A 12,540-nucleotide genomic window follows, 5' to 3' on the forward strand; every position below is an offset into this window, starting at 1 on the left:
CTCGTATTTTAACCCGAGCCAAAGCCGATTTCAGCCACAAGCACCTGAAGCGCAAAAAAAAGCCACCCGAAGGTGGCTTTTTTATTGCTGTCGAACTTGTTTAGTTCAAAGCAATCTTTTTGTCACCCTTGTAGGTGTACAGCGTCATGGCGGGGTTCTTCAACTCGCCATTGGACTCGAACTGCACATTGGTCGTGATGCCTTTGTAGTTCGTCGCGCCGATGAATGGCGTGTAGACCTTGGGATCAGCGCTGCCGGCACGCTTCATGGCGTCAACCAGCACGTGAACTGCGTCGTACACATAAGGGCTGTAAACCTGGAACTGACCAGGAAACTTGGCGTCGTAACGCTTTTTCCAAGCGGAGCCACCGGGCATTTTTTCCAGAGAAGCGCCGCCTTCAGCGCAAATCACGTTTTCGAGCGTCTTGGCGCCAGCGGACTGTTTGATCAGGTCCATGGTGCAGATGCCGTCGCCGCCGAAGTACTTGACGTTGCTCAGACCGAGTTGCTCCATCTGACGGAGCATGGGACCCGCTTGTGGGTCCATGCCACCGAAGAACACGCCATCGGGGTTCTTGGCCTTGATGGCTGTCAGGATGGACATGAAGTCAACCGACTTGTCTGTCGTGAACTGCTCGTCAACGATGGTGATGCCTTTGGTGGCTGCCGTGCGTTTGAACACTTCAGCAACGCCTTGGCCGTAAGCGGTACGGTCATCAATGACCGCGATGCGCTTGAGTTTCAGGGCATCCGCTGCGTAGAACGCCAGACCCGCACCCAAGGCATTGTCATTGGCCAACAAACGGAACGTGGTCTTGTAACCAGGCTTGGTCAGGTTTGGGTTGGTTGCCGATGGCGAAATGTGAGGAATACCGCAATCGTTGTAGATTTTGGAGGCGGGGATGGTGGTGCCTGAATTCAGGTGACCAGCAACACCGGCGACTTTGGCATCGCACAGTTTTTGTGCAACAGCTGCACCTTGCTTGGGATCAGCCGCATCATCTTCGGCCACCAGCTCAAACTTGACTTTTTTTCCACCGATCATGACGCCTGCGGCGTTCAGATCTTCGATGGCCATGCGTGCACCATTTTCGTTGTCTTTTCCGTAAGACGCCTGCGCACCTGAAATCGGGGCAACGTGACCGATCTTGACGACCATGTCCTGAGCCAGGGCCACGCCAGCGGCAGCGGCAATCGCAGCAGCAACGGTAATTTTCAACTTCATTTGCATAGACAACTCCAAGTTATAAAAAATGTGAATTCAACAATTCAACACCGGCACGATAACGCAATTAATGGGCCACAAACATAGGGAAGACACCAACCCGGGAGGGTAATGCCGTATTAATTCGACTTATGCAAATCGATTTGGGTCTTTAGAGCCTCACTGACGGCTTCCCGGACGACTCCCTCAAGTTCCTGCCGAAGGCGTGCACCCAATGTTTGTAGTTGTTCCGTCACAACGGTACGCAACATCGCGTCGAGTTCCTCCCGCAAGCGGCGCTCGATCACCATGTCAACCCGCTGCATGACAAACCACACGGTGTCCTCCAGGTCCGGGGTGGGCGCAACATTGGTGCGAGGCAGGCTGGCGGTATGCACCACTTCGGTCAGAGTGGGCAAAAATCTGGGCAAGTTGCGAGGTGCTGGGTTGGTCATCAAGCGGACTTCAGGTTCAAATCGTGGCGGGTGATGGGGTAGCCAAGATCTATGTAGTGTTTCCACCGGCCGCGCGCCACCTGGCGGTCCTCATCATCCAGCCCGACCACTTCAATCACGCGCGCAAAACTTTCAAAACCGCCTGCCACCAATTGCCCCAGGTTGAGCAGCACCTGTTGATGAGGTACCCCATCGGTTGAAGGCGCGAGCACCACAGGCGAGGCAGCGACGACCCGGGCGTCGCTGTCGAGAAAACAGTGGGGCACGAAATCGGTCGGTGAAAAAGTCCACAGTGCCACATCAAGTTGCTGCAGCGTTGCGGGTGGCCCGGTGACAACCACCGTGGCGCCACTGCCTGCTGCTTTGCGCAACAGGCGGCAGGCGTAAGCCACCTTGTCGGGGGCGTTGAAATGAAATGCGACTTCAGTCATGGAGGCATTACTTGGATTGACCCGTGCCCAACAGGTACGCCAGCAGCAAAGCCACGGGTCGACCCGTCGCACCTTTGGCCGTGCCGCCTTTCCAGGCGGTACCAGCGATGTCCAGATGCGCCCAGGGGAACTTGCCCGTGAACCGCTGCAGGAACTTGGCCGCCGTGATGGCGCCCCCGGCGCGACCGGCCACATTGGCCACATCGGCGAAATTGGTCTTGAGACCTTCGGCGTACTCGTCGTCCAACGGCATGCGCCAGCAGAGGTCCGAAGACGCCTCACCGGCGGCCATCAACGCATTGGCCATGTCGTCGCTGGCTGAAAACAGGCCACTGCGCACGGCACCCAAGGCCACCACGCACGCGCCGGTGAGCGTGGCAATGTCGACCACTGCACGGGGTTTGAAGCGCTCGGCGTAGGTCAATGCATCACACAGCACCAGGCGCCCTTCGGCATCGGTGTTGAGGATCTCGATGGTCTGGCCGCTCATGCTGGTGACGACATCACCCGGTTTGACGGCCCGGCCGTTCAGCAGGTTTTCGCAGGAGGGGATCAGGCCCACCACGTTGATGGCGGGTTTCAACTCGCCCAGGGCCCGGAACACGCCCAGGACAATGGCGGCCCCGCACATGTCAAACTTCATCTCATCCATTTCTGCCGCGGGCTTGATGGAGATACCACCGCTGTCAAACGTGATGCCTTTGCCCACCAAGACGGTGGGCGCCTCGGTCTTGGCGGCGCCGTCGTAGCGCAGCACAATAAACCGCAAGGGTTCATCAGACCCCTGGGCCACGGCCATGAACGAGCCCATGCCCAGTTTGGCGACTTCTTTGGGCCCCAACACGTCGCATTTGATGTGCTGCATCTTGGCCAAGGACTTGGCGGCGTCAGCCAGCACCGTGGGGGTGGCGTGGTTGGCAGGCCGGTTGGCCCATTCCTTGGCAAATTCAATGCCCGTGGCTGCGGCAACGGCCTGGTCAAACACCGGCTTGAACTTCGTGCCTGCGGGCACCCCGACAACAACGCGCTGGAGCGCCCTGCCCTCGGGTTTGGATTTGGTGGTGGTGTAGACGTAGCTGGCATCGGCGCTGGCCAGTACCGCGGCCTGCACGGCACGGTCCTGGGGCACGACTGCAAAACAGATAACGACCTTTTTGAGGTTGGGCGCTTTCACCGCCGCTACCGCCGTGGTGATGGCCTGGCGCACGTCTTTGGCCGAGCCGTCTCCCACACATGCCAAAACGGTGCGGGTGCAGGCCATGCCGGTGGGGCGGTAGACCATGAGGGTCTTGCCGGGTTTGTTTTGCAGATCCCCCGCCTTGAATGCCTGGGCTGCCAGCAATGACAATACATCTTTGCCCGGTTTGAAAGTTTGGGTTAACAGGACAATCAGGGCGTCACATTTTTCGCTGGCCGCGCTGGCGAGGTCGAGTGTCTTGAGTTCAAAGTTCATAATTCAGGTATTCCCATTTAGTAGAGGACAACGCTTGCCCAGCTCACCCTGGCTGCTGCCTGTCCTGCAAATTCTCAACCAATGTTATTCCATTCCTCCATTCGCAAGGAGCTTGCGCGCAGTTTTGGCGCCACGCTGATCGCGCTGGCCACGGTCGTCATGACCATGACGCTGATCCGCACGCTGGGGCAGGCCTCGCGTGGCAGCTTCAACCCGTCTGACGTGATGCTGGTCATGGGCTACACGGTGCTGGCGTACATGCCCACGATTTTGACCATGAGCCTGTTCATCGCCATCATTGCCACGCTGTCACGCATGTACCGCGACAGTGAAATGGTGATCTGGTTCACCAGCGGCCGGGGCTTGTCCTCCCTGCTCAGCCCACTGTTTCGCTTTGCCTGGCCGGTGTTGCTGGTGGTGATGGCGCTTGCCGTGTTTGTGTTGCCATGGACCAACCAGCGCATCGACAGCATGAAGGAGCAGTATGAAAAGCGCGGCGATATCGAGCGCATCCAGCCCGGGCAGTTCCAGGAGTCTGCCGGGGGTAAACGGGTGTTTTTCGTTGAGAAAGACGCCACGGGCAAAAAGACGGGTTCCAACGTGTTCATTGCCACGACCGAAAACGGCAAGGAGACCATCACATCAGCCCGCAGCGGCCGGATCCAGACCGTGGAACAGGACCGCTTCCTGATGCTCAACAACGGGCAGCGACTGGAAAGCGTCATCGGCAAAAGTGACCTGAAGATCAGCGAGTTTGAGGAGTACGGCACCAAGGTCGGGGCGGATGCTTTGGCGGGCACCGACGCGGCCCCTGTGAACACCCGTCCCACGCTGACCTTGCTCAAGGACCTGACGCGTCCCAACCTGGCGGAGTTGTCCTGGCGCATTGGCCTGGTGTTGGCGGCCATCAATTTTGTGGTGATCGGCGTTGCGGTCTCCAGTGTCAATCCGCGGGTGGGCCGCAGCACCAACCTGGTGTTTGCGATGTTTGCCTTCGTGCTTTATTACAACCTGCTCAATCTGGGCCAGAACTGGATCACCACCGGGCAACTCTCCTTTGGAGCCCTGATGCTGGCCCTGCACGGCAGCGCGCTGGTCATGAGCCTGCTGTGGCTGGCCAAGGGCCATAACAATTGGCACTGGCGTACGCTGTTCCCGCCGCGTTCCATCCCAGCCCCTCATTTGCGAAAGCCTGCGACGTGAAGACCATCCGACGACTGCTTTACGGCGAGGTGCTTGTGGCGGTGGCGTTTGTCACCCTCGGGTTTCTTTCCCTGTTTTTCTTTTTTGACTTTGTGGAAGAGGTCCAGTCCATTGGCCGCCACGCGGCCGGCGAATACAAACTAGTGCACGCTTTGGCGTATGTGGCCTTGATGGTGCCCAGCCACTTGTACGAACTGCTGCCCATTGCGGTGCTGATAGGCACTATTTTTGTGATGGCCCGTTTGGCGCAGAGTTCGGAGTTCACCATTCTGCGCACCAGCGGGCTGGGTCCTGTGCGGGCCTTGAAGGCCCTGATGACACTGGGCCTGGGTTTTGTGTTGCTGACCTTTGCCATTGGCGACTACATGGCCCCCGCTGCCGACCGCGCCGGGCAACTCCTCAAGGCGCGTTTTCAGGGCAACATCACGGTGGGGCAAACCGGGGCCTGGCTCAAGGAACGGCAGGGCTACTCCCAGTATGCGGTGAACATCAACGCACTGGCCCCGGACGGCAGCATGCAGGGTGTGCGCATTTTTGAATTTGACAGCCAGGGCTTTCTGGTGTCGATGGCGCAGGCTGAAACCGCCCGTTTCGGTGAGGATGAGGCCTGGAACCTCAGCAAAGTGGAGCGCACCGAGTTCCCGGCCCGCAGTGCCGACACGGCCCACATCGAGCGCGCCCATCTGGACAGCTTCCGTTGGCCCAACCAGATCAGCTCCGAGATGGTATCTGCCGCTGTGCTGAAGCCAGAACGCATGGCCACCATTGATTTGTTTCAGTACATCCAGCATCTGAACGCGAATGGCCAGACGGCCCAGCGCTACGAGATCGAGTTCTGGAAAAAAGTGTTTTACCCCTTGAGCTGCCTGGTGATGGTGGTGCTGGCCCTGCCCTTTGCCTACCTCCACTTTCGCTCGGGCGGCATTGCCACCTATGTGTTCGGCGGCGTCATGGCGGGCATCAGTTTCTTTTTGCTCAACAACGTTTTTGGCTACATCGGCAACCTGCAAAACTGGCAGCCCTGGCTGACCGCCGCGTTGCCGGGCATGATTTACTCCCTGCTGTCCCTGACGGCGTTCGGGTGGCTGGTACTGAGGCGGTAGCGCCTTGACCTACAACAACGAGAACCAGTGTGTGATGACGATCGATACCAAACGCGGCACCATTTTGTTTGCCCACGGCTCCCGCGACCCCTTGTGGTGCAAACCGATCGAGGCGGTGGCCAGCCAGATTGCCTTCATTGCGCCGGAGGTGCAGGTGCGCTGCGCCTACCTGGAGCTGATGGCGCCTGACCTGCCCGCCAGCGTTGCCGAGTTGGCTACCCTGGGCGTTACAACCATCACCATCGTGCCCATGTTTCTCGGGGTAGGCAAGCACGCGCGTGAAGACTTGCCGCTGATCATGCAAGCCCTGCAGGTGAGCCACCCCCATATTGCGTTTGATCTAAAACCGGCCATTGGGGAGCAGACCCAAATGATCGAACTCATGGCCCAGCTTGCCTTGTCCTGAAGATTCACTGTTTGCTGATATATGCGATTGGGGCATAATAAATTTCTCTGTTAGTAGAAATTTGATATGAACTTACATCAATTCCGCTTTGTCCAGGAAGCTGTGCGGCGCAACCTCAACCTGACCGAGGCCGCCAAGGCCTTGCACACCTCCCAGCCCGGGGTGTCCAAGGCCATCATCGAACTGGAAGAAGAACTGGGCATCGAGATTTTTGCCCGCCACGGCAAGCGCCTCAAGCGCGTGACCGAGCCCGGCCAGCACGTGCTCAAAAGCATTGAACTCATCCTGCGGGAGGTGAACAACCTCAAGCGCATCGGTGAGCAATACAGCGCCGAAGACAGTGGCACGCTGTCGATTGCCACCACCCACACGCAAGCCCGCTACGTGCTGCCCGAGCCGGTGGCCAAGCTGCGCCAGGCCTACCCCAAGGTCAACGTCAGCCTGCACCAGGGATCGCCTGACCAGGTGGCGCGCATGCTGATTGATGAAGTGGCCGAGATCGGCATCGCCACGGAGTCGCTCGCGGGCTACACCGAACTGGTCACCCTGCCCTGCTACGAATGGCAACACGTGCTGGTGCTGCCGGTGGGTCACCCCTTGTGCCAGAAGGAACACATCACGCTCGAAGACATCGCGCTGGAGCCCCTGATCACCTACCACCCGTCTTACACGGGCCGCACCAAGATCGACCATGCCTTTGCCAACCGCAAGCTGGAGCCGCGCATTGCGCTGGAAGCTATCGATTCGGACGTGATCAAGACCTACGTGCGCCTCGGTCTGGGCGTGGGCATTGCCGCTGAAATGGCCGTGCGCGACGTGGTGGCCGATGGCGCCAAGAGCGATCTGGTGGTGCGCCCCGCCGGGCATTTGTTTGGCCAGAACGTGGCGCGCGTCGCCTTCAAACGGGGCGCTTACCTGCGCAACTTTGTCTACAAATTTGCCGAGTTGCTGAGTGACCGCCTGAACCGCGATCTGGTGGCCCGCGCCATGTCGGGCCATGTGGACGACTACGAACTGTAATCTTCATGATGAACGTACACACCCCCACGCTTCAAAGCCGCCTGCCCAAGGTGGGCACCACCATTTTCACCGTCATGTCCACCCTGGCGGCGGAGAAAAATGCCGTTAACCTGGGCCAGGGCTTCCCGGATTTCAACTGTGACCCCAAGCTGGTGGACGTGGTAACCGGCGCCATGCAACAAGGCCTGAACCAGTACCCACCCATGACCGGCGTGCCGGTGCTGCGTGAGGCCATTGCTGTAAAAATAATAGCACTACACGGCCGTGAATACAGCGCTGCAGCCGAAATAACCATCACGGCTGGGGCGACGCAAGCGATCATCACCACCATTCTGGCTGTGGTGCATCCGGGTGACGAGGTGATCGTGCTGGAGCCGTGCTACGACAGCTACGTGCCCAACATTGAACTGGCCGGTGGTGTGGTGGTACGCGTGCCCTTGACGCCCGGCACGTTTCGCCCTGACTTCGACAAAATTGCCGCGGCCATCACGCCCAAGACCCGCGCCATCCTCATCAACTCGCCGCACAACCCCAGTGGCACGGTATGGACCGAGGCCGACATGCTGCGCCTGCAAGACATTCTGGCGCCCACCGAGGTGCTGCTGATCAGCGATGAGGTCTATGAACACATGGTGTTTGACGGGCAGCAGCACCAGAGCGCAGCGCGTTTTCCGGGTCTCGCGGCGCGCGCCTTCATCGTGTCGAGTTTTGGCAAGACTTACCACGTGACCGGCTGGAAAGTGGGCTACGTGGCCGCACCGGCGCCGCTGAGCGCCGAGTTCCGCAAGGTGCACCAGTTCAATGTGTTCACGGTCAACACGCCGGTGCAATACGGGCTGGCCTCGTACATGGCGGATCCCAAGCCCTATCTGGAGCTGCCCGCGTTTTACCAGCGCAAGCGCGATCTGTTTCGCGAGGGCCTCAAGCGCACCAAGTTCAAATTGCTGCCCAGCGAGGGCACCTACTTTCAGTGCGTGGACATCTCGGACGTGAGCGACCTGGGGGAAACCGAGTTCTGCAAATGGCTCACCACCGAGATCGGCGTGGCAGCGATTCCTTTATCAGCCTTCTACGGCGACGGGTTCGACCAGCGCGTGGTGCGCTTTTGTTTCGCCAAGAAGGATGAGACCTTGCACGCGGCGCTGGACCGGCTGGCCAAGCTTTAGGCGTCGCCAAGACTTTGCTATTGAATTAATAGCTACTCCCGCCCGTTGTACGGGGGCTACAGGCCTATTTGGTATAAATTTTTCTTATGACTTCAACAAGTCCGCCACGATCTGACCCAGGCGCTTGAGGGCCAGCTCCACCTCCTCGTTGTGCGGCCAGCCGCAGTTGATGCGCAGATAGGGGTCAAAACGCAGCGAGTTGGAGAACATCAGGCCGGGCGTGACCAGAATCTGGGCCTGCAGGGCGGCGTCAAACACCTCTTTGCTGGAGAGCTTTTGCGGCAACTCCACCCACAGGGACAGCCCGCCGTCAGGCACCGTCAGGCGCGTGCCTTCTGGAAAATAGCGGGCAATGGCCTCGGCCGTTTTTTCGCGCTGCAAAAACAGGATGCTGCGCAGTTTGCGCAAATGCCGGTCATAGGCGGGTGAGGCAATGTAATCAGCCGCGGCCAGTTGGGACAGTTCTTCGTTGCTGCGGCTTAGGGTGAATTTGAGCATCTCCACCCGCGCCTGCCAGCGCCCCGCCGCCATCCAGCCCAAGCGCAGGCCGGGCGCCAGAATCTTGTGCAGCGAGGCGCAGTAAATCACGTTGCCCGTGGTGTCCCAGGACTTCATGGCGCGCAAGGGCGCCTCGCCCCGGGTGCGTTCGCTGACCAGCTCGCTGTAGGTGTCGTCTTCAATCAGCGCGACTGAATTGGCCTCACACAGCGCGACCAGGCGCTGCTTGTGCGCGTCCGGCATGATGCTGCCCAGCGGGTTTTGCAGGTGGGGCACCACCACCACGGCCTTGATCTGCGTGTAGGTCTGCAAGGCCATGTCCAGGGCGTCGATCGAGATGCCACTCTGCGCACTGGTGGGAATCTCCAAAGCCCGCAGGCCCAGCGCTTCCAGCACCTGCAGCAAACCATAAAAGGTGGGCGATTCCACCGCAATGGTGTCGCCGGGCTGGGCCACGGCGCGCAGCGCCAGGTTCAGGGCTTCCATGCAACCGTTGGTGATCTGCACGTCGTCGGGCGACAAGGTCATGCCCAGCGCCAGCGCGCGTTTGGCCAGCACCGCGCGGAACTCGGGGTTGCCCTTGGGTGACGAGGCGCTCACCAGCAGTTGGGGCCGCTTGCGCAGGACGCGCATGGCGGCCTGCTTCAAGGCCTCGGCCGGGTACAGGTCGGGTGCGCAGCGGGCCACGGCCAGGTTGGTTTTGACCATGTGCAGCCGCCCGCGGGCAATGAAGTCGGACACCCGCGCGTGGATGCCCACGTATTGCGCCGGGTCGGGCGTCACGTTCATGCGCGGCTCGGTCACCGCCGCCAGCGTGCTGCGCAAGGGGCGGCGCACAAAGTAGCCCGAGCGCGGGCGCGCCTCCAGCCAGCCTTCGCTCTCCAGGTGGCGGCTCAGTTGCATGGCGGTGGACAGGCTGATGTCGTGCTGGCGCATCAGACCGCGTAGCGAGGGCATGCGGTCGCCCGGTACCAAGGAGCCCGCGTGAATGGCACTGCGGTAATGAGCGGCCAGCCGTTGGTAGAGCGGGTGCGACGCGTCACGCGCAGGCCGAGATGGGGGTGGGGTGCTGGTGGGCATGCGCAATGGTCCTTGATCCGGCATTTTAAAAACAGATGCAGATATATTAAAAACGTACCGTAACAGATGCCCTTTCTCTTCGCTGTTACGTCACACACTCCGGTCTCCTGTGCCTGTTGCCGACAGGTAGTCTTCACTACGATTTGTGGCATGCCCAGCGCTGTTGTTCTGGGCAGAAAACCACATCAAAAGGCGGTGCAACATGCAGCAAACCACTCCATCCATTCACCTGAAGCGCGGCCAGTCGCACTACGCTTATTGCGGGCGGGGCACGGTCATCCGAGTCGTCACCGGCGCCGTGTGTCTGACGAGCCGCATTCCTCTGGAACGGTCGGTGCTGGTGGTGCAAACCCCTGTTCGCCCAGGCGGGGTTTACTGCGTGCTCACGTCCGGCTGGCTGGAGCTCGCTGCCGACCGTGATTCGGATTTCGGCATGCATCTTGCCCCTTCCTTGGCTGGAGCGGCGCGACGGGCGTGGGGTGTCCTGAGACGGAACATATCTGTTTCATTCAAAGGATTGCGCTTTGCCTGGTCATGATCGATTACCCGCGCTTTGAGGCGTGGGGGATGGGTCGGCGTTGCTCCTGTAACGGACTCAAATTAAATTAATCACAGGAGACAATTTTGAAAAATTTGAACGCACTGGCTATCAGCATCTCTGTTCTTGGCGCGCTGGCCACATTTCTGGCCCTGGGTCCTTTGGGCGGGGTCTATCTCATATGGGCGGCCTTTGTGGCCTGGGGCGCCTTCTTTGCCTTGGGTGCGGATATCGCCGCACTGAAAAAATTGGTGGTGTGCGGTGTTTTCGGGGCGTTCGTGGCGTGGCTGGTGGCCGTGGTCATCTTGTCTGTGCCACTGGCTGGGCCCCTGGGCCTGCCGCTGTGGGCTGCTCTGGCTGTGGGCGCGGGTGTGGTGGTGGTCGTTCTGGCCGCCAACGTCCCGGCGCTGGCAACGATTCCCGCCACGGTGTTTGGTTTTGCTTCGTCGTTTGCTTACTTGCTGCAAACACCGGACGTGTTGAAGCTTGATGTGCTGTTGTCCGCAAGCCTGAAAAACTCGTTGATCGTCATTTCAATTTCTCTCATGGTGGGTGCGCTCTTTGGCTTGACGTCCGCCCGTTGGGGTGCCGCCATGACGAAGAAATAAACGCTTCATGGATACCCTGAGGATTCAGACAGGGTAATAAATTGCCGGGCCGGGCGACCTATCTCCACCCCCTTGAATGAGAGATCGCCATGCCCGGCCTGCCACCCCCCGTTTTCATTCGCGCCCTCCCCGCACTGTTGTTGCTGCCCATCGTTGTCTTGGCAGGCAGGCCATCCCCGTCAGATCAACCTCGTGGTGTCGGACCCTCAAACGGGTGAGCCGTTGCAGGGCGTGAGTTTGCAATGCAGTTAAGAATGCTATTTAATTTATAGCTACTAACGACCGCTCCACGTGCGCTACAGCCTGTTTCATCATTTCTACACCCCGATGGTTTCAGCCACTTCTGGAACAAGGGTCAGCGCTCAAGATTTGAGAGTTCTGTGCAGAAATTCGACCACCGCTTTGCCAGCGGCATCACGGGCCCCGGCATTTCCCCCCATCGTGGCGCCCCTGGCGGTACACAGATCACGGGTAATGCTTTTCACCTGCGCTTTGGAAAGCGCCTCTCCACTGCGCCGGTCGCGCGCGGTCATGGCGAGAATGTCGTATTCCAGAGGGCACCCCGCTTTGGTTTTCGAATTCAGTGGCAAGTTGATCATCCGCTGACGGTCCATGTCGAACTTGTGGCGAGCGCCTGGCAGCGCCACAAACGCGGCAGGTGTTCCCGCCGCGCTGATGCGGCCCGCGTAGGCCTGGCAATCGCTCATATCCGCATAGTCGTCCGCGTCGCCATGCACAAACAGCATGGGGGCTTTGCTGAATACACCGGAGGCGGCCATGACCGACAAGGTGTTGGTGCAGCCGCCGCTGTACAGCGCGACATGGGCGGCAAACCGCAAACCCGCCGGTGCCGACCCCTGGATGATGGGCTCTGCGGCGCTGCGCACGGCGGTGACGCCACCACGCGAAAATCCCATCACGGCAATGCGCCGGGGGTCAATGCCAGGGTGACTGGCCAGCATGCGCAGCGCAGCAAATGCGTCGGCCGTGTCGGCTGCGAACGGCACGAGACTTTGGTCTTTGCCGGTGGACTTGACGCCGCGTGGACTGAAGATGTCAATGACCAAGGCCGCCATTCCCTGCGCGTTCAAAAGCCTGGCCCAGTAGGTGAGTTCTTCGCGATAGACGCCACCAGAACCATGCACCAGCACCACGGCGGGCCACTTCACGTCAGGTGCGGTCTGGATGGGCAAGAGCAGCTGACCTTGGGCCGTCGCTGTTGGTCGCGGCCGACTGGACTGCACGAGGTCTGCCACTGAGCTCGGCGTGCTGGAGGCATACCGATACACGCCATTGCCAGGCCCGAGGTGGAAATCCGGCAGGGCAGTCGCCTCTTGGCCAAAACCTGAGTGCCCGCAGCAAATGAGACCAACGC

At 59.9% G+C, this 12,540-nt stretch carries 13 protein-coding genes; 7 read left to right on the top strand and 6 right to left on the bottom strand.

Annotated elements, in window-relative coordinates; translation table 11 throughout:
• Positions 1-100: 100 nt before the first annotated feature.
• The 4 genes from AC097N_RS13080 to AC097N_RS13095 all read right to left on the bottom strand — a co-directional run bounded on the left by AC097N_RS13080 (position 101) and on the right by AC097N_RS13095 (position 3,543).
• Complete coding sequence (locus AC097N_RS13080; RefSeq protein ID WP_479581511.1) at positions 101-1,231, bottom strand: branched-chain amino acid ABC transporter substrate-binding protein; 1,131 nt, start codon at positions 1,229-1,231, stop codon at positions 101-103.
• Between the two features lie 113 nt (positions 1,232-1,344).
• A complete protein-coding gene (locus tag AC097N_RS13085) occupies positions 1,345-1,659 on the bottom strand; it encodes a hypothetical protein (RefSeq protein ID WP_479581513.1) in 315 nt (104 codons plus the stop codon).
• Complete coding sequence (locus tag AC097N_RS13090; RefSeq protein ID WP_479581515.1) at positions 1,659-2,090, bottom strand: DNA polymerase III subunit chi; 432 nt, start codon at positions 2,088-2,090, stop codon at positions 1,659-1,661. Before AC097N_RS13090 ends, AC097N_RS13085 begins: the two co-directional genes overlap by 1 nt.
• Before the next feature lie 7 nt (positions 2,091-2,097).
• On the bottom strand, positions 2,098-3,543 hold the full coding sequence (locus AC097N_RS13095) for a leucyl aminopeptidase (RefSeq protein ID WP_479581517.1): 1,446 nt from the start codon (positions 3,541-3,543) through the stop codon (positions 2,098-2,100).
• Positions 3,544-3,624: 81 nt separating this feature from the next.
• On the opposite strand from AC097N_RS13095, the gene lptF reads away from it, so the two are divergent.
• The 5 genes from lptF to AC097N_RS13120 all read left to right on the top strand — a co-directional run bounded on the left by lptF (position 3,625) and on the right by AC097N_RS13120 (position 8,441).
• Positions 3,625-4,746 (top strand): LPS export ABC transporter permease LptF, encoded by a 1,122-nt coding sequence (gene lptF / locus AC097N_RS13100; protein ID WP_479581519.1) that lies wholly within the window; start codon positions 3,625-3,627, stop codon positions 4,744-4,746.
• A complete protein-coding gene (gene lptG / locus AC097N_RS13105) occupies positions 4,743-5,849 on the top strand; it encodes an LPS export ABC transporter permease LptG (protein WP_479581521.1) in 1,107 nt (368 codons plus the stop codon). The genes lptF and lptG overlap by 4 nt, the downstream gene beginning before the upstream one ends.
• A gap of 4 nt (positions 5,850-5,853) precedes the next feature.
• Positions 5,854-6,255 (top strand): sirohydrochlorin chelatase, encoded by a 402-nt coding sequence (locus AC097N_RS13110; RefSeq protein ID WP_479581523.1) that lies wholly within the window; start codon positions 5,854-5,856, stop codon positions 6,253-6,255.
• Between the two features lie 66 nt (positions 6,256-6,321).
• Positions 6,322-7,275, top strand: a complete 954-nt coding sequence (locus AC097N_RS13115; RefSeq protein ID WP_479581525.1) for a CysB family HTH-type transcriptional regulator — start codon at positions 6,322-6,324, stop codon at positions 7,273-7,275.
• A 5-nt stretch (positions 7,276-7,280) separates the two neighbouring features.
• Entirely contained in the window at positions 7,281-8,441 is a 1,161-nt protein-coding gene (locus AC097N_RS13120; RefSeq protein WP_479581527.1) for a pyridoxal phosphate-dependent aminotransferase, read from the top strand.
• Between the two features lie 84 nt (positions 8,442-8,525).
• Here AC097N_RS13120 and AC097N_RS13125 read toward each other — a convergent pair whose 3' ends face one another.
• Positions 8,526-10,019 (bottom strand): aminotransferase-like domain-containing protein, encoded by a 1,494-nt coding sequence (locus AC097N_RS13125; RefSeq protein ID WP_479581529.1) that lies wholly within the window; start codon positions 10,017-10,019, stop codon positions 8,526-8,528.
• Positions 10,020-10,221: 202 nt separating this feature from the next.
• Here AC097N_RS13125 and AC097N_RS13130 point away from each other — a divergent pair, with 202 nt between their 5' ends.
• Both AC097N_RS13130 and AC097N_RS13135 read left to right on the top strand, forming a co-directional pair.
• Positions 10,222-10,557 carry a hypothetical protein gene (locus tag AC097N_RS13130; RefSeq protein ID WP_479581531.1) on the top strand — a complete coding sequence of 112 codons (336 nt, stop codon included), beginning with the start codon at positions 10,222-10,224 and terminating at the stop codon, positions 10,555-10,557.
• Between the two features lie 86 nt (positions 10,558-10,643).
• Positions 10,644-11,165 carry a DUF1097 domain-containing protein gene (locus AC097N_RS13135; protein WP_479581533.1) on the top strand — a complete coding sequence of 174 codons (522 nt, stop codon included), beginning with the start codon at positions 10,644-10,646 and terminating at the stop codon, positions 11,163-11,165.
• A 362-nt stretch (positions 11,166-11,527) separates the two neighbouring features.
• Here the strand turns inward: AC097N_RS13135 and AC097N_RS13140 are convergent, their stop codons facing one another.
• Complete coding sequence (locus AC097N_RS13140; RefSeq protein WP_479581535.1) at positions 11,528-12,358, bottom strand: dienelactone hydrolase family protein; 831 nt, start codon at positions 12,356-12,358, stop codon at positions 11,528-11,530.
• Positions 12,359-12,540: the final 182 nt, after the last annotated feature.

The organism is Rhodoferax sp. LS1R11 (assembly GCF_056521395.1).